This window comes from Collinsella sp. UBA1693, from assembly GCF_002320115.1.
GTDB classification, from domain to species: domain Bacteria; phylum Actinomycetota; class Coriobacteriia; order Coriobacteriales; family Coriobacteriaceae; genus Collinsella; species Collinsella tanakaei.
Genome location: NZ_DCJT01000011.1, coordinates 85983 through 100498 on the forward strand (window position 1 = coordinate 85983; position 14516 = coordinate 100498).

Here is a 14516-nt window from a genome sequence, read left to right on the forward strand (position 1 = left end):
GCACCATGCGCGATTCCGTATTGATTTCCCCCTCGATTCTTTCCGCTGACCTTGCGAACCTTGGTCGCGACCTCAAGATGATCGACAATGCCGACCTCATCCATATCGATGTTATGGACGGCCACTTCACCCAGAACCTCACGTTTGGAGCCGGCGTGGTCGCCGCGGCGAAGCGCTCCTGCGACGTTCCCCTGGATGTCCATATGATGGTTACCAATCCTGACGAGACCATCGACTGGTATATCGATGCCGGCGCGGATTACATCACTGTTCATTACGAGGCCTCCGTGCACCTGCACCGTACGATCAAGCACATCCAAGAGCGCGGTTGCAAGGCCGGCGTTGTCTTGAATCCCGCCACTCCCGTCTGCGTTCTCGAGAGCATTATCGAAGAGCTCGATATGGTCCTGGTCATGAGCGTGAACCCGGGCTTTGGCGGCCAGTCCTACATCGAGAGCACCTACGCCAAGCTGCGCCAGCTCCGCGGTCTTTGCGAGGCGCATGGCGTGTCTCCCCTCATCGAGGTCGACGGAGGCGTTTCGTCCAAAAACATCGAGCAAGTGGTTCGCGCTGGCGCCGACGTTCTGGTCGCGGGTTCGGCAGTCTTTGGTGCCGATGATCCTCGTGCCGAGGTCGATCTGCTTCGCGAGCTCGGTAACCGCGGCCTTGCGGTCAACGCGTAGCGGATAGGGTCGCGCTCAATGGAAAACGCATCCATCAACCGCATCGTCAACCTTGATTACGCCGCTTCGACGCCCTTGCGCGCCGAGGCGGTTTCCGCTCAACTCGCCTACGACTCCTCCGATATCGCCGGCGCAAACCCAAACTCGCTGCACAGCCTTGGACGCAAGGCGCAGGCCGCTCTCGAGTCGGCTCGCAGGGACATCGCCAAAACGTTTGGATCGCGCGTGCGCGCGAGCGAGGTGGTCTTCACAGGCGGCGGTACCGAGTCGAACTATATGGCTCTCATGGGCCTGTCTCAGGCGGCTCGTGCCCGCGATGCCAAGCGGTGCCGCGTGATAGTTTCCGCTATCGAGCATGATTCCATCCTCGATAACCTCGGACAGCTTCGCGCCGCCGGTTTCTCGGTCGACGTGGTTAAACCTTGCCGAAAGGGGTTCATTACCCCGGACGCCCTCGAGGCCTTGCTGGGACGGGACGTCGCGCTTGTCTCCATCATGCTTGCCAACAACGAGACCGGCGTCGTGCAGCCCATCGAGGACCTTGCGCGCGCGGCTCATTCATGCGGCGCGCTCTTTCATACCGACGCCGTGCAGGGCTGGCTCCACATCCCCCTCGATGTGCAACGGCTTGGCGTTGACGCCCTTTCCGTCGCGGGTCACAAGGTTGGGGGACCCGTGGGTATCGGCGCGCTGTATCTCAAGAACCGCACTCAGCTTGCACCGCTGTTCCATGGAGGCGGGCAGGAGAGGGGGCTTCGTCCCGGCACGCAGGACCTTCGAGCCATTCTCGGTTTCGCCGCTGCTGCTCGCACGGTGCACGCTTCCCTTGAGCGCGATCACGCCCTCTTGTTAGAGCTTTCCCGAGCGCTTTACGGGCGACTTGCCTCGTCTGCTCGTATACACGCCACCATGGGCGACCCCGCTGCGGTCGACCGTCTTCCCGGTATCGTTTCGCTTTATGTGGACGGCATCGAGTCTGAAGAGCTCATCCTAAAGCTCGACGTCGCCGGGTTCGAAGTCTCAGCAGCCTCCGCCTGCTCCAGCGGGTCCATGGATGCCAGTCATGTCCTCACCGCCATGGGTATTCCGCGCGAGCGCGCCCTGGGTTCGCTTCGCATCTCGTTCGACGACCGCGTCGATCCAGCGGACCTCGATAGGTTCGCCGACGCGTTGTTGAAGATTGCGGGGTAGATAATGCTTATCTCAGAGCTTCTTGAGGGACTTTTCGAGCTATTTCCTGCTGATACGGCTGAGCCCTGGGACCACGTGGGCCTGTCCGTCGGCCGTCCGGATGATGAGATCCGCGGGGTAACGGTGGCGCTCGATGCGAGTGAGGCGAACGTTCGTCGCGCTGCGGCCGATGGCTCGAACGTCTTGCTTACCCATCACCCTGTCTACATCAAGGCGCCGCAGGCTTTTGTTCCCGCTTCGCCCGCGTACCCGTCGTCTGCGGCCGCCGTGTTCGCGGCTGTCGAGTTCGGCGTCAGCATCATCTCGCTTCATACCAACCTCGATCGCTCCTGCGAGGCGCAGCAACTCCTACCGTCGCTCGTGGGCTTGCAGGCTGTTTCGTCCTTGGAATCCGCCTCCTGTTCTGGGGCGCTCGGGTTGGGTTCGCTTGCGGACGCTTCTTCTAAACTCACCTTGGAACAGCTCGCATCTCGCTGTAGTGAAGCTTTCGGCTGCGATCCGCGCGTATGGGGAGATCCCGATCGGGCTCTTGGGCGCGTTGCTTTTCTGGGCGGCTCCATGGGCGATTTCGGCGAGCTCGCCTTAGCGTGCGGGGCGGACGCGATCGTTACGGGCGAGGGCGGCTATCATGTATGCCAAGACCTCCTCGTCCGCGGATGCAGCGTTATCTTGCTTGGACACGACCGCAGCGAGGAGCCGTTCGTGGATATCTTGGTCGATGCGCTTGCCCGGGTGGGATTTAGCGGTCCAATCGCTACAATAAAGAATCCTCATCAATGGTGGACCTATACAAAAGGAGAGCGCGCATGACCGTCGGATCTACGCTTTTGAAATTGCAGGAACTCGATCTGGCGCTCGAGCGCGACCAGGCCGCGCTCGACGGCATGCCCGAGATTGCCCAGCTTGCTAAAAAGCGCAGGGCTTACCTCAAGCTCAAGGCTGATGCCAACAAGCTCCTTGCTGCACGCAAGGACCTCGAAAACGATCTTGCGGATTTGGACGAGGACGAGGCGTTCTGCAATGCCGCCGTCGACCAGGCGCAAAGCGAGATGCAAAAGCCCGAGAACCACCGTCTCATGAAGGAGTTCGAGCAGCAGCTCGCCGGCATCGCAAAAAAGCTCGACAAGATCAACTTCGCCCGCAAGGACAAGATCGCAGCGCTCGAGAAGGCCAAGTCCAACGAGGCGTATGCCACTGAGTACATCGCTAAGTTCGAGGCGTCCGTGATCGAGGACACGCGAGCTGCCCGCGAAAAAGCTGATGAGATCAGAAACCGCATCGAGGTATCCCGCCATCAGCGCGACGCCCTTATCAAGACCGTCGATTCATCCATTATCGATACCTACAACAAGGCGTCCAAGCGCTTCAATGGCCTGGGCGTCGAGAAGCTCGAGGGCGCTGTTCCCAGCGTTTGCCGCATGTCGCTTTCTCCTTCGTCCATGGACTCCCTTAAGGGCGCGGACGAGGTGGCCGAGTGCCCCTATTGCCATCGCTTGCTGGTCATTTCGGCCGAGGAAGAATAATGGGTGCGGCCCTTTTGCGTTCCGACGGCAGGCAGGCTTGCGCGCTTGTCTGCGTCACGGGTTGCATCGCTGCATATAAATCATGCGAGATCGTCCGTCTACTGCAGAAGGCGGGCGTTCGCGTAAAGGTGCTCATGAGCGAGCATGCGACGCATTTTGTCGGGCCCACCACATTTCGCGCGCTAACGCACGAGACGGTGGCGGTGGGTCTGTTCGATGATCCGCAGGACCCCATCCATCACATCTCGCTTGCTCAGGAGCCCGACGTCGTTCTGGTCGCTCCCGCGACCGCGAACGTTATGGCTAAGATGGCCCATGGCATTGCCGATGACCTGCTGTCAACAACCCTGCTCGCTACCAACCGCCCCATTGTTATCGCTCCTGCGATGAATACCGGGATGTGGGAGGCTGCTGCGACGCAGGAGAACCTCTCGACCCTGATTGCCCGCGGATGCGAGATCGTGCAGCCCGCGTGCGGCAGACTCGCGTGCGGCGACGTTGGATCGGGCAAGCTGGCTTCCGTTGAGGACATCGCCCAGCGTACGCTTGAGGTTTTGGGGCGCACCATTGCCGGCGACGCTAGCGGTAATCTCGCCCAAGAATGCGCGGGCTTGCTTCAGGGCAAGCATGTTGTGGTCACCGCTGGCGGCACGCAGGAGGCCATCGATCCGGTGCGCTACATCGGCAACCGCTCTTCTGGAAAGTTCGGCTATGCTATCGCCTCTGCCGCGCTCGCCATGGGTGCGCGCGTTGTCCTGGTCTCTGGACCAACCAACCTGCCATGTCCCGACGGCGTCCATCGCATCGACGTGGTGAGCGCGGACGATATGTTCCAAGCGGTCGACGCCGCATTCGATGGCGCGGATATTCTGGTATGCGCCGCTGCCGTTGCCGATTACACGCCCGTTCGCAAGGCGGACCATAAGCTTAAGAAGGCCAACGAGCGTCTTGATTGCATCGAGCTGGTCGAGACGCGCGATATCCTAGCCTCTGTGTCTGCGCGTAAGGGCGATAGGGTAGTGGTTGGCTTCGCCGCGGAGACCGATAACCTCATCGAGTACGCCTCGTCCAAATTGGCATCTAAGGGCTGTGATGCCATTGTTGCCAATGACGTCTCCCGTCATGATTCCACGTTTGGGTCCGATACCGACAAGGTGACTTGGATCACGGCAGATGGTGCAGAGGAGCTGCCCTGTATGCCAAAGAATGAGGCTGCGTTTGAGATCCTCAGGCGCGCCGCGCTCCTTTATCGTTAGGGACGGCTATCCCTTATCGCGTTGATCAGCTTTTGCAGTCGCGGCCGGTGCGTTAATTCGTGCTGGCCGTTTGCATGTTCTTGAAGGCGATTCGTATTTTCATATATGAACGCGGGTGTCTTTATGTTGCCTTGTCGTATTCCAGGTCTATAGATTATAGAAAAAGCGCAGGTAATGGGTCGTGGCAATCAAGTGTTGCTAATGCGGAGAAAAGAGATTCAACTTTTTTGAAAAAAGTTCTTGCATAGGTTGGGTGGTCTGGGTTAAAGTATTCCCTGTTGCAAGGCAGAAAGCCAAAAGCAACATTGCTTCGGGACGTGGCGCAGCTTGGTAGCGCACTTGACTGGGGGTCAAGGGGTCGCTGGTTCGAATCCAGTCGTCCCGACCAGAAGCTTCAAGCCCGGCTCTTTGGAGTCGGGTTTTTTTATATCTACTAAGTTCTTGCAAGATACTCCTCCAGCGCCTCGCCCGTTTGGTAGATTTCGCCAGCGGCCTGTTTTCCCACGTAGCGGTAATGCCAGGGCTCATTCGAGATGCCCGTCACATCAACCTTATCAAGCGGGTACCTTAAGATGAATCCGTATTGGTGCGCGTTGCTGGCAAGCCATGTGTACATGCCCTCATCGTCCTCTTCATCATTTATATCCACGGCAAGGCCTAGCTCGTGCTCGCTTGTCCCCGGTGGCGCAACCCATTGTAGTGCGGCGGAAAGCGCGTCTTCCCCGGAGTAGCCGGCTTCGCGGTATAGCTCCACCCGCTCGTTGAGAATCTGCTGCTGTTCATCTCTCGTTCTAAATGAGGAGCGAATGAAGGGATGATATCCCGCTCTTCTGCAATCTTCTAGCATCGCGTTCAGGCTGTCGGCGATTCGCTTGTCTACGCTATGTCCGCCGCCCACATCCGCGGTTTCAACTGAGAAGCCATCTGGCAAAGGGTTTGAGGCGTTTACTAATACAAGGGACCACGTACCCTCGTCCTCATCAAACTGCAGAAAGGTTGCCGCAGCGTTTGGCTCTATCAGAACAACTAGCCGGTTCGCTAGCCCGCTGATGTGTAGCAGCCCGGCTATTGCCACAATGGCGACCAGGACGTTTCTTGCTCGGTTGAATCGCGAGCGCCTCTTGCGGTGCACCTTGGTCCCAAGCGGAGCGGTGGCGGATGCGTGGGACGAGTACACTCTGCGTGCGGGGCGGCATGCGGGGCGATATGCGGGTGCGGCATCTCTCGTGTGGTTATTGCGGTGAGTGCGGTTCATTGGTGTTCCTTTTGGGCTCCGGGAGAGCGCCTGCGCGCGCCTGGTTGCCACATTGCAGCCTTCTGTGTACGCTCTCATACGCTACGCTTGAACCGCCTTATGCATCTCATGGCAATACCTTAGGTTTTTCTGCAGACCCTTAACGATTCCTTATCTCGTTGCAGCCGGGGCATACGTGTTGCGGGCGGCGTTATACAATGGCGTCATGATTGAGAATCCAAACATATTGATCGTTGATGACGAGCGTTCGATCGCTGAGCTGGTAGCCGAGACCCTCCAGGGCGCCGGCATGTTCACCCAGGTGTGCGTGCATGCGGGCGAGGCTTTGCCTATGGTTCGCGAGGGGTCGTTCGACCTGATTATTCTCGATGTCATGATGCCGGGGGTAGACGGTTTTGAGCTCTGCGCGCGCATGCGTGCGGAATCATTTGTCCCCATCATCTTTTTATCAGCCAAGGACGAGGAAGCCGATAAGGTGTTGGGCCTTACGTGCGGGGGAGATGACTATATAACCAAGCCGTTTTTGCCGCGCGAACTTGTCGCCCGCGTTAAATCATGCCTTAGGCGCAGCTCCTATGCCAGCGACGCTGCGTTACAGCGTGTACTTCGCTGTCGCGGTATCGAGCTTGATTCGGCGACCCATGTGGTGTCTCTTCATGGAGAGCGGCTTTCGCTTACGCCAAAGGAGTTCGATCTGCTTGCGGTGCTTCTGCGAGCATCTGGGAGGCCGGTTGCCACCCAAGACCTCTATGAAGCGGTTTGGGAAGATCTGTATATGCCCGCAAGCTCCAATTCCGTTATGGTGCATATTCGCCATTTGCGATCAAAGCTCGCGGCGCTCGACTCCGAGCAGGTGTTTATCGAGACCGTCTGGGGTGTTGGCTACAAGATCGCGCCCTAGTTTAGGCCGAGATGTTTGGGGCGATGCTTAGAAGGGAATCGTTATGAAGATGAGGACCATGCAGGGCGTTTTGTGCCGGCGCCGCGCGTACGCGGGGCTCGCTCTCTCGCTTGTCGCCTATACCCTTGGTTTCATCGCATTGATTTCGCTTTGCCGGGCTCTGTTTGCAGACTCCCTTTCCGTTGTTATCGCCGATGCCGCCTCTACGTGGGTAAGCGTTCCGGATTCCCAGGTTGACCTGTACCGCATGCTTGGGATGCAAGAGGGCTCCATGGCGGATGGACTGCATCAGTTCCGTGACCTCAGCGATTACCATGCGGTTGTTGGCTTTATCGAGGGGCCGTTGGTGTGGTCTGCATACGGCGTGGGCCTCGTTGTTATCGCCGCGTTGCGGATCCACATTGTCGCGTTAGATCTGGACAGCGTTATCTGGGCGCTTTCCCAGGCTTCCACCAATAACGGTTCCCTTGTTGCGCCAAAGCTGCCGGAGCACCTTACACAGGCCCAGCTGGAGCTTGAGCGGCTGGGGGAGCGCGTCGAGAGCGCCTTTCATGCGGCCGAGGCGGCGGAGTCGCGCAAGAACGAGCTTGTGGCGTATCTTGCGCATGATATCAAGACGCCTCTCACCTCTGTAATTGGCTACCTTGCTCTGCTTGCCGAGGAGCCCGACTTGCCTTATGAGAAGCGAGAGCGCTTTGCGTCTGCCGCGCTTGATAGGGCTCGCCGTCTGGATGGCATGATGGACGAGTTTTTCGAGATAACCCGCTACAACCTTGGTTCTATCCCCGTTGAACGCGAACAGGTCGACGCAGTGATGTTGGCTGAACAGGTTGCAGATGAGCTTCTTCCTGCTGCGAGCGGTCGCGGGGTCTCAATTGCCGTCCACGCGCCCGATCGACCTGTTGATTCTTTTATCGACCCCGATAAGATGGCTCGCGTTTTAGGCAACATACTCAAGAACGCCGTGGCGTTTGCGAACCCTTCAACAGAGGTTTTGCTTAATGTTCACATCGAGGGCGAATCGGTTGTGTTTGCGGTCGAGGATACGGGACGAGAAATCTCTCCGGAACACCTTGTCCATATATTCGAGAAGTTCTACCGCGTCGATGGGGCTCGCTCGACTGGTCGCGGGGGTGCCGGGCTTGGCCTTGCCATTTCAAAGGAGATCGTCGCAGCGCATGGGGGCGACATCACGGCGACGAGCGAGTCCGGCCATACGGTGTTCATAATTCGAATTCCTTGCTCTTGCAGTGCTAACAAATAATGATTCGCTGAATCCATTCATACATTAGGTTCGCAGCAAGGGAAGGACTATGTTTAGGTGGCCATGCGGTTCGGTGTCCAATTAGCATAGTTACGAAAAAAGGCTCCCTGAAATCAACAGGGAGCCTTTGCTTGCAAGCAAACGTTTGTCCAAAAAGGGGAGACCTTAGGAGCGAGCCACCTTGGCGGCCTTGAGGCAGCTGGTGCACACGTTCATCTTGCGACGATGACCGTTGACAACAACGTACACGCGCTGGATGTTCGGACGGAACGTACGGTTGGTGACGCGGTGAGAGTGGCTGATGGAGCGACCAGCAACGGGGTGCTTACCGCAGATTTCGCAAACTTTGGACATTTCTTGACCCTCCTTGGGCGGCTAGATTCGGTGCCGCGTGAACAAACAGCAATGAACTATAGCACAGCATGGGCAACATGTGCGTAATCTACATATTGCACATGTTACTTTTTTCTGCACTTGATTCGAGCTTGGGCTCGGTTTCGTGGGAGTCATATTATCGCCTGCTCAAGATGCTCATGCAAGACTCATTTGCTATGGCGCCTATTAAATAATCATTCCGTGCGTATTCTCATCACATTATTAATTTGCAGGGACCGGAAGATGCCTTTGGGCACTCGTATGTGGAAAAGCAAGCGTTCTACAAGTTTCCGTATTCGTGCTCGAAACAAGGTGGAAACATGTGTATACTTACAAAGGACCTTTAAGCGCGTACGAGATACCGCAAGGATACATACCTCTTCGCAACTGTTGTTGCCCTCGAGATCACTCTTGCCGATGTCTCAACCGCGCTAGCGGTCGGGCATCTATTTTTTTGCGGTGTCTCATCAGTGCGATGGCGCCGCGAGGAGCAGGGAAGGAGATCGATGGGCACGTCTTCACCCAAGGCAGTCATCATGGACGAGACTGCTGTGCAGCGCGCGATCACGCGTATTGCGCACGAGATCATCGAGCGCAACGAGGGCTGCAACGACCTTGCCATTGTCGGCATCGTGACCAGGGGAGATATCCTGGCGCGCCAGCTCACAGAGCAGATCAACCAAATCGAAGGTGCGGAGGTTCCGCTGGGAAGCCTTGATATCAGCTTCTATCGCGACGACTTCCTTACCCATATTTCCCCCGAGGTTCACGAGACCAAGATTCCGTTCAATGTTGATGGAAAGCGCATTGTTCTGGTCGACGACGTCCTTTATACCGGCCGCACCATCCGTGCCGCCCTGGACGCCGTTATGGACCTTGGTCGCCCCAAGAGCATCGAGCTCGCCGTCCTTGTTGACCGCGGACATCGCGAGCTTCCCATCAGCCCTGATTTCGTTGGAAAGAACGTTCCCTCGTCCCGCGACGAGAACGTCCGCCTGTATTGCAAGGAAGTAGACGGCCGTACGTCCGTCGAGATCACCGAAGTCGCGCCGGGCGCCCGTGTGGGCTCCGCGCCGCTGGGAGGCGAGTAGAGCCGTGTTCAACAACCATAAGCACCTTATCGACATCTCGGAGTACTCCGATACCGAGCTCATGACGATTCTACAGACCGCCAAGGCGTTCTCCGAGGTCAACGAGCGCGCGATCAAGAAGGTCCCCACCCTTAAGGGTAAGACTATCGTCAACATGTTCAACGAGCCTTCGACGCGCACCCGTAGCTCCTTTGAGCTTGCCGAGAAGCGCCTTTCCGCCGACACTCTTAACTTCGGCGGCTCCTCCACGTCTACCGTCAAGGGCGAGAGCCTCATCGATACCGTTATGACGCTCGATGCTTATAAGATCGACTGCATCGTTGTTCGCGATAAGCACGCCGGCGCCCCTCATATCGTTAGCCAGGCGAGCCCCGCCGTGGTCATCGACGCCGGCGACGGCAAGCACGGCCACCCCACCCAGGCACTGCTCGACCTGTACTCAATTTGGGAGCGCAAGGAGAGCTTCGATGGCCTTAAGGTTGGTATCGTTGGCGATATCGGCCATTCTCGCGTCTGCGGCTCTTTGATCCCCGCCTTGAAGATCATGGGCGCCGAGGTCACCGTCGTTGCCCCCGGAACGCTCATGCCCCCTCGTCCCGATGTTCTCGGCGCCGACCATGTAAGCTATTGCCTGGACGACGTTCTTCCCGAGCTCGACGTGGTCTACATGCTTCGTATCCAGCGCGAGCGCCTCGAGGGTGCTCCGTTCCCGAGCTTGCGCGAGTATCACCAGCTCTTTGGCCTTACGCAGAAGCGCGAGCGCCTTATGAAGCCCGACGCGATTATCTGCCACCCCGGCCCGATCAACCGCGGCGTTGAGTTCGATTCCTACATGGCCGACCATCCCGAGCGCTCGGTCATCCTCGATCAGGTCTATGCCGGCATCTGCGTCCGCATGGCCGCCCTATATCTGCTGCTTGGAGGTGCCGATAATGGCCTTGCTTCTTAAGAATGCCCACGTTGTCGATCCCGCTGCCAACCTTGACGGCGTTCTCGACGTCCTTATCGATGGCGACCGCATCTCCGCGGTGGGTGAAGGTCTCGACTTCGATGGCGCGGAGGTTATCGACCTTACCGGTAAGTACCTAGTCCCCGGTCTCGTCGATATGCACGTGCACCTTCGCGAGCCCGGCTTTGAGCACAAGGGCGACATCGAGTCCGAGACGGCTGCTGCGGCCGCGGGCGGTTTCACCGGCGTCTGCTCCATGCCCAACACCAACCCCGTTGCCGATAACGGCACCGTTATCACCTATATCAAAGCTCGCGCCGCCGAAGCCGGCCATTGCCGCGTTTACCCTGCGGGCGCCATGAGCAAGGGTCTTAAGGGCGAGATCATCTCCGAGATGGGTGATATGGTCGCGTGCGGAGCCGTCGCCTTCACCGATGACGGCCGTGGAATCCAGGGTGCCGGCATGATGCGCCGCTGCATGGACTACGGCAAGATGTTTGACAAGGTGTTCATGAGCCATTGCCAGGACGAAGACCTTGTTGGCGAGGGCCAGGTGAACGAGGGCGTCGCCTCTACGCGCCTGGGTCTTCTCGGCTGGCCTGCGGAGGGCGAGGAGCTGCAGATCTCCCGCGATATCATGCTCGCGGAACTCACCGGCGCCAAGCTGCACATCCAGCACATCTCCACCGCACGCGGCCTCGATATGGTTCGCGCCGCTAAGGCCAAGGGTCTGCCCGTTACCTGCGAGGCCGCCCCGCACCACATGTTCCTCACCGAGGATGCCATCACCGGCGCTTACGAGACCTGCTTCAAGGTCAACCCGCCGCTGCGCACCGCTGAGGACGCGCAGGCGATTATCGAGGGCGTTTTGGACGGCAGCGTCGACGCCATCGTGACCGACCACGCTCCTCACGCGGATTGGGAGAAGGCTCGCGAGTTCGAGCTCGCCCCCTTCGGCATGATCGGTATCGAGGCTTCGCTCGCCCTTATCAACACCAATCTGGTCAAGACCGGCAAGATGGGCTATGGCAAGCTGGTCGAGCTCATGTCCATCAACCCCCGCAAGATTCTGGGTGTCGAGCCTGTGAGCATCGAGGCGGGTTCCCTTGCCGACATCACGGTCTTTGACGCCGATGTCGAGTGGACCGTTGGCGAGGACGGTTACGTCTCCCATGCGAAGAACTGCGGTTTTGCCGGCACCAAGGTGACCGGTCGCGCCACCGACGTCTTCGTGGGCGGCAAGCAGACTCTTAAGAATGGTGCTATCTGCTAGTTTTAGTTAATATAGCTTCATGAGAGGCCGTGGTGCGCGCCCGCGCTCGCGGCCTCTTTACACTTTGTAACAAGGGCAAGGGTTTTCGAGCATGCGCTCGATTTAAATCCGCAACAGGTAAGGAGCATATATGCCTACGCCTTCACCCGCCCGCCTGCACGACTTCACTGTTGTGTCGAACGAGAAGATCGCCGATGGCGTTTTTTCTCTCGTAATCTCGGCACCTCGCCTCGCAGGCTCGCTGAAACCCGGTCAGTTTGTTAACCTTGCGGTTCCCGGCAACGCAATGTCTCTTCTGCGCATTCCGCTGAGCTTCGCCTCCGCGGATGCCGATAAGGGAACCGTTGAGATCTGGTATGCCGTGGTGGGCGAGGGGACCGAGCGTCTCTCGCGGATGCAGCCCGGTTCCACCTCTACGTTGCTCGGCCCCGGCGGTCATGGATGGACCGTTCCGGAGGGATGCAAGAAGGCTCTGCTCGTCGGTGGCGGCATCGGCGTTCCGCCGGTGCTTTGCCTGGCCCGCGACCTTGCTTCCAGCGGCATCGCCTTCGATGTCTGCGTTGGCGCCGCGAGCGCGGATTCCATGGTTGGTGTTGAGGAATTCAATGCCGCCGGCGCGGGAAAGGTTCTCGTCGCTACCGATGACGGCTCCGCCGGCTACCATGGGTTCTGCACGGATCCCGCCGCTGAGCTTCTGGCGGCTGGCGGCTATGACTACGTTGCCACGTGCGGTCCCAGCCCCATGATGAAGAAGGTCGCCGCTTCTGCAGCCGACGCCGGCGCGTTTTGCGAGGCGTCTCTCGAACGCATGATGAGTTGCGGCTTCGGCGCTTGCGCTACGTGTGCCGTCGAGACCGTCGACGGCATGAAGGGCGCCTGCATGTGCGGTCCTGTTTTTGACGCTTCAAAGGTGGTGGCATGGTGAGCAAGGTGAATATGGCCGTCGATTTTGGCGGCGTCAAGATGAAGAACCCCATCAACACGGCTTCCGGCACGTTCGGCTACGGCTGGCAGTTCTCTGAGCTTATGGATGTGTCCCAACTGGGCGCCATCACCACTAAGGGTTGCGCGGCCGAGCCGTGGCCCGGCAACCCCGCTCCGCGAATGGCGGAGGTTCGCGGCGGAATGATGAACTCCGTCGGTCTTCAGAACCCCGGCGTGGCCGCATTCGCCGCTCAGTCCGGTCCTTGGCTGGACGAGCTTTCCCAAAAGGGCACTCAGGTCATCTGCCAGGTCGCAGGCCATTCCACCGAGGAGTACGTGCGCGCCCTCGAGATGTTCTGCGAGCTGTGCCCGTGGGCAGCGGGCTTTGAGATTAACGTCTCCTGCCCCAACATCGCTGCCGGCGGCATCGCTTGCGGTTCAACCCCGGAGGGTGCCGGCGACGTGATGCGCGCATGCCGCAAAGTGACCGACAAGCCGCTTTTCGTCAAGATGGCCCCCGTCCGTATTCCCGAGATCGCCCGCGCCCTTGAGGCGGAGGGTGCAGATGGCCTGTCTGTCATCAACTCCATCCCTGGCATGGCGATCGACGTCCACACGCGTCGTTCCAGGCTGAGCAAGCCTACCGGCGGACTTTCCGGCCCGCTTTGCCATCCCATCGCGGTCCGCATGGTTTGGGAGGCTGCCAATGCCGTCGATATTCCCATCAACGGTGTGGGTGGCGTCATGACGGGCGAGGACGCGGCCGAGTTCATCCTTGCAGGCGCTACGTGTGTTTCCGTTGGCATGGCTAATCTTGTTGACCCGACTGCCTCCGTTCGCATCCTTGCGGAGCTTGAGGCCTGGGCTGAGAGCCAAGGTGTTAACGATATCAACGAGCTGATTGGAGCCTTGGAATGCTAGAGTCGCTCGCTCGCGATCGGGTTATCGTCGCCATCGACTGCGGTAGGGATCGCGCTATCGAGCTTGCTGATGAGCTCAAGGGTCACGCACGGTGGCTCAAGGTGGGTATGACCCTGTACTACGCCGAGGGCCCCTCCATCGTCCGCGAATTCAAAGAGCGCGGCTTCAAGGTATTTCTCGACCTTAAGTTCTACGATATACCTCATCAGGTTCGCGGCGCCGCCCGCTCGGCGGCTTTGGCCGGCGCGGACCTCATGTCCGTGCACGGGATGGGTTCGGGTGCCATGCTTGCCGCATGCCGTGAGGGCGCCGAGGAGGCTGCGGAGGTTACGGGCTCTCGTCCCCAGCTCGTTGCCATCACGGTGCTTACGAGCATGAGCCAGGACTCGCTGACCGAGATCGGCATCGATAGCCCCATCCCCGTCGAGGCTGATCGCTTGGCGAGGCTTGCGCGTGAGAACGGCATCGATGGCGTTGTGTGCTCTCCGCAGGAGGCGGGGGCGATGAGGTCGGTGGTTGGCGAGGATGGACTCGTCGTCACGCCCGGTGTGCGCCCAGCCGGCGCCGCCCTGGGCGATCAGACGCGCGTCGCCACTCCTTCCTCGGCATTCAAAGCTGGTTCCAGCCATATCGTCGTCGGTCGTCCCATCACCGGTGCCGAAAATCCCGTCGATGCGTATGAGGCGATTATCGCTGAACTTTGCGCGATGGACGATTAACGGCCCCTGCATTTTCCTGCGGAATCTTCGCGGTAGTTATATGGATTAGCAACAAAACTGCAAGTAAAGGCATGTGTATGCTTGAACTTTGGAGTTTGTTCGTCTAATCTATATGGCTGTTCAAGGTTCGATTTGCTGAATTAGCAGGTAAAACCAAGTTTTTTGGATTGTAACTACTCATTTGGAGGTAC

15 protein-coding genes and 1 tRNA gene are annotated in these 14516 nt (G+C 58.8%); 14 read left to right on the top strand and 2 right to left on the bottom strand.

Annotation, left to right across the window (positions count from 1 at the left end):
- The first annotated feature begins 5 nt into the window (after positions 1–5).
- The 6 genes from rpe (at position 6) to B3H65_RS07935 (ending at position 5041) form a co-directional block, all read left to right on the top strand.
- Entirely contained in the window at positions 6–683 is a 678-nt protein-coding gene (gene rpe / locus B3H65_RS07910) for a ribulose-phosphate 3-epimerase (RefSeq protein ID WP_117680437.1), read from the top strand.
- An 18-nt stretch (positions 684–701) separates the two neighbouring features.
- A complete protein-coding gene (locus B3H65_RS07915; RefSeq protein WP_286684804.1) occupies positions 702–1874 on the top strand; it encodes a cysteine desulfurase family protein in 1173 nt (390 codons plus the stop codon).
- A gap of 3 nt (positions 1875–1877) precedes the next feature.
- Positions 1878–2684, top strand: coding sequence for a Nif3-like dinuclear metal center hexameric protein (locus B3H65_RS07920; RefSeq protein WP_286684805.1), 807 nt, complete (start codon positions 1878–1880; stop codon positions 2682–2684).
- The gene (locus B3H65_RS07925) at positions 2681–3397 is read left to right on the top strand and encodes a zinc ribbon domain-containing protein (RefSeq protein WP_286684806.1); all 717 of its coding nucleotides are present in this window, start codon (positions 2681–2683) and stop codon (positions 3395–3397) included. The genes B3H65_RS07920 and B3H65_RS07925 overlap by 4 nt, the downstream gene beginning before the upstream one ends.
- On the top strand, positions 3397–4653 hold the full coding sequence (gene coaBC / locus B3H65_RS07930) for a bifunctional phosphopantothenoylcysteine decarboxylase/phosphopantothenate--cysteine ligase CoaBC (protein ID WP_286684807.1): 1257 nt from the start codon (positions 3397–3399) through the stop codon (positions 4651–4653). The genes B3H65_RS07925 and coaBC overlap by 1 nt, the downstream gene beginning before the upstream one ends.
- A gap of 311 nt (positions 4654–4964) precedes the next feature.
- Positions 4965–5041, top strand: a tRNA-Pro gene (locus tag B3H65_RS07935).
- A gap of 45 nt (positions 5042–5086) precedes the next feature.
- Here B3H65_RS07935 and B3H65_RS07940 read toward each other — a convergent pair.
- Positions 5087–5785, bottom strand: coding sequence for a M15 family metallopeptidase (locus B3H65_RS07940; protein WP_286684808.1), 699 nt, complete (start codon positions 5783–5785; stop codon positions 5087–5089).
- Positions 5786–6113: 328 nt separating this feature from the next.
- On the opposite strand from B3H65_RS07940, the gene B3H65_RS07945 reads away from it, so the two are divergent.
- Both B3H65_RS07945 and B3H65_RS07950 read left to right on the top strand, forming a co-directional pair.
- The gene (locus tag B3H65_RS07945; RefSeq protein WP_286684809.1) at positions 6114–6809 is read left to right on the top strand and encodes a response regulator transcription factor; all 696 of its coding nucleotides are present in this window, start codon (positions 6114–6116) and stop codon (positions 6807–6809) included.
- 43 nt (positions 6810–6852) lie between these two features.
- Entirely contained in the window at positions 6853–8073 is a 1221-nt protein-coding gene (locus tag B3H65_RS07950) for a sensor histidine kinase (protein WP_286684810.1), read from the top strand.
- Positions 8074–8238: 165 nt separating this feature from the next.
- On the opposite strand, the gene rpmB is transcribed toward B3H65_RS07950, so the two are convergent.
- Positions 8239–8427, bottom strand: coding sequence for a 50S ribosomal protein L28 (rpmB, locus tag B3H65_RS07955; RefSeq protein ID WP_009140283.1), 189 nt, complete (start codon positions 8425–8427; stop codon positions 8239–8241).
- Between the two features lie 527 nt (positions 8428–8954).
- Here rpmB and pyrR point away from each other — a divergent pair.
- The 6 genes from pyrR to pyrF all read left to right on the top strand — a co-directional run bounded on the left by pyrR (position 8955) and on the right by pyrF (position 14325).
- Positions 8955–9539 carry a bifunctional pyr operon transcriptional regulator/uracil phosphoribosyltransferase PyrR gene (pyrR, locus tag B3H65_RS07960; RefSeq protein ID WP_009140284.1) on the top strand — a complete coding sequence of 195 codons (585 nt, stop codon included), beginning with the start codon at positions 8955–8957 and terminating at the stop codon, positions 9537–9539.
- A 4-nt stretch (positions 9540–9543) separates the two neighbouring features.
- Positions 9544–10488, top strand: a complete 945-nt coding sequence (locus B3H65_RS07965; protein WP_009140285.1) for an aspartate carbamoyltransferase catalytic subunit — start codon at positions 9544–9546, stop codon at positions 10486–10488.
- The gene (locus B3H65_RS07970; protein ID WP_286684811.1) at positions 10472–11761 is read left to right on the top strand and encodes a dihydroorotase; all 1290 of its coding nucleotides are present in this window, start codon (positions 10472–10474) and stop codon (positions 11759–11761) included. Before B3H65_RS07965 ends, B3H65_RS07970 begins: the two co-directional genes overlap by 17 nt.
- A gap of 130 nt (positions 11762–11891) precedes the next feature.
- The gene (locus B3H65_RS07975) at positions 11892–12686 is read left to right on the top strand and encodes a dihydroorotate dehydrogenase electron transfer subunit (RefSeq protein ID WP_286684812.1); all 795 of its coding nucleotides are present in this window, start codon (positions 11892–11894) and stop codon (positions 12684–12686) included.
- Positions 12680–13606, top strand: coding sequence for a dihydroorotate dehydrogenase (locus B3H65_RS07980; RefSeq protein WP_117680129.1), 927 nt, complete (start codon positions 12680–12682; stop codon positions 13604–13606). Before B3H65_RS07975 ends, B3H65_RS07980 begins: the two co-directional genes overlap by 7 nt.
- Positions 13600–14325: an orotidine-5'-phosphate decarboxylase gene (pyrF, locus tag B3H65_RS07985; RefSeq protein ID WP_009140289.1), complete on the top strand. Its 726-nt coding sequence runs from the start codon at positions 13600–13602 to the stop codon at positions 14323–14325. The genes B3H65_RS07980 and pyrF overlap by 7 nt, the downstream gene beginning before the upstream one ends.
- Positions 14326–14516 lie beyond the last annotated feature (191 nt).

Excerpts from the sequence above, each read along its gene's own strand:
- rpe (WP_117680437.1), top strand. The coding sequence starts at position 6 with ATGCGCGATTCCGTATTGATTTCCCCCTCGATTCTTTCCGCTGACCTT.
- B3H65_RS07915 (WP_286684804.1), top strand. The coding sequence starts at position 702 with ATGGAAAACGCATCCATCAACCGCATCGTCAACCTTGATTACGCCGCT.
- B3H65_RS07920 (WP_286684805.1), top strand. The coding sequence starts at position 1,878 with ATGCTTATCTCAGAGCTTCTTGAGGGACTTTTCGAGCTATTTCCTGCT.
- B3H65_RS07925 (WP_286684806.1), top strand. The coding sequence starts at position 2,681 with ATGACCGTCGGATCTACGCTTTTGAAATTGCAGGAACTCGATCTGGCG.
- coaBC (WP_286684807.1), top strand. The coding sequence starts at position 3,397 with ATGGGTGCGGCCCTTTTGCGTTCCGACGGCAGGCAGGCTTGCGCGCTT.
- B3H65_RS07945 (WP_286684809.1), top strand. The coding sequence starts at position 6,114 with ATGATTGAGAATCCAAACATATTGATCGTTGATGACGAGCGTTCGATC.
- B3H65_RS07950 (WP_286684810.1), top strand. The coding sequence starts at position 6,853 with ATGAAGATGAGGACCATGCAGGGCGTTTTGTGCCGGCGCCGCGCGTAC.
- rpmB (WP_009140283.1), bottom strand. The coding sequence starts at position 8,427 with ATGTCCAAAGTTTGCGAAATCTGCGGTAAGCACCCCGTTGCTGGTCGC.
- pyrR (WP_009140284.1), top strand. The coding sequence starts at position 8,955 with ATGGGCACGTCTTCACCCAAGGCAGTCATCATGGACGAGACTGCTGTG.
- B3H65_RS07970 (WP_286684811.1), top strand. The coding sequence starts at position 10,472 with ATGGCCTTGCTTCTTAAGAATGCCCACGTTGTCGATCCCGCTGCCAAC.
- B3H65_RS07975 (WP_286684812.1), top strand. The coding sequence starts at position 11,892 with ATGCCTACGCCTTCACCCGCCCGCCTGCACGACTTCACTGTTGTGTCG.
- B3H65_RS07980 (WP_117680129.1), top strand. The coding sequence starts at position 12,680 with ATGGTGAGCAAGGTGAATATGGCCGTCGATTTTGGCGGCGTCAAGATG.
- pyrF (WP_009140289.1), top strand. The coding sequence starts at position 13,600 with ATGCTAGAGTCGCTCGCTCGCGATCGGGTTATCGTCGCCATCGACTGC.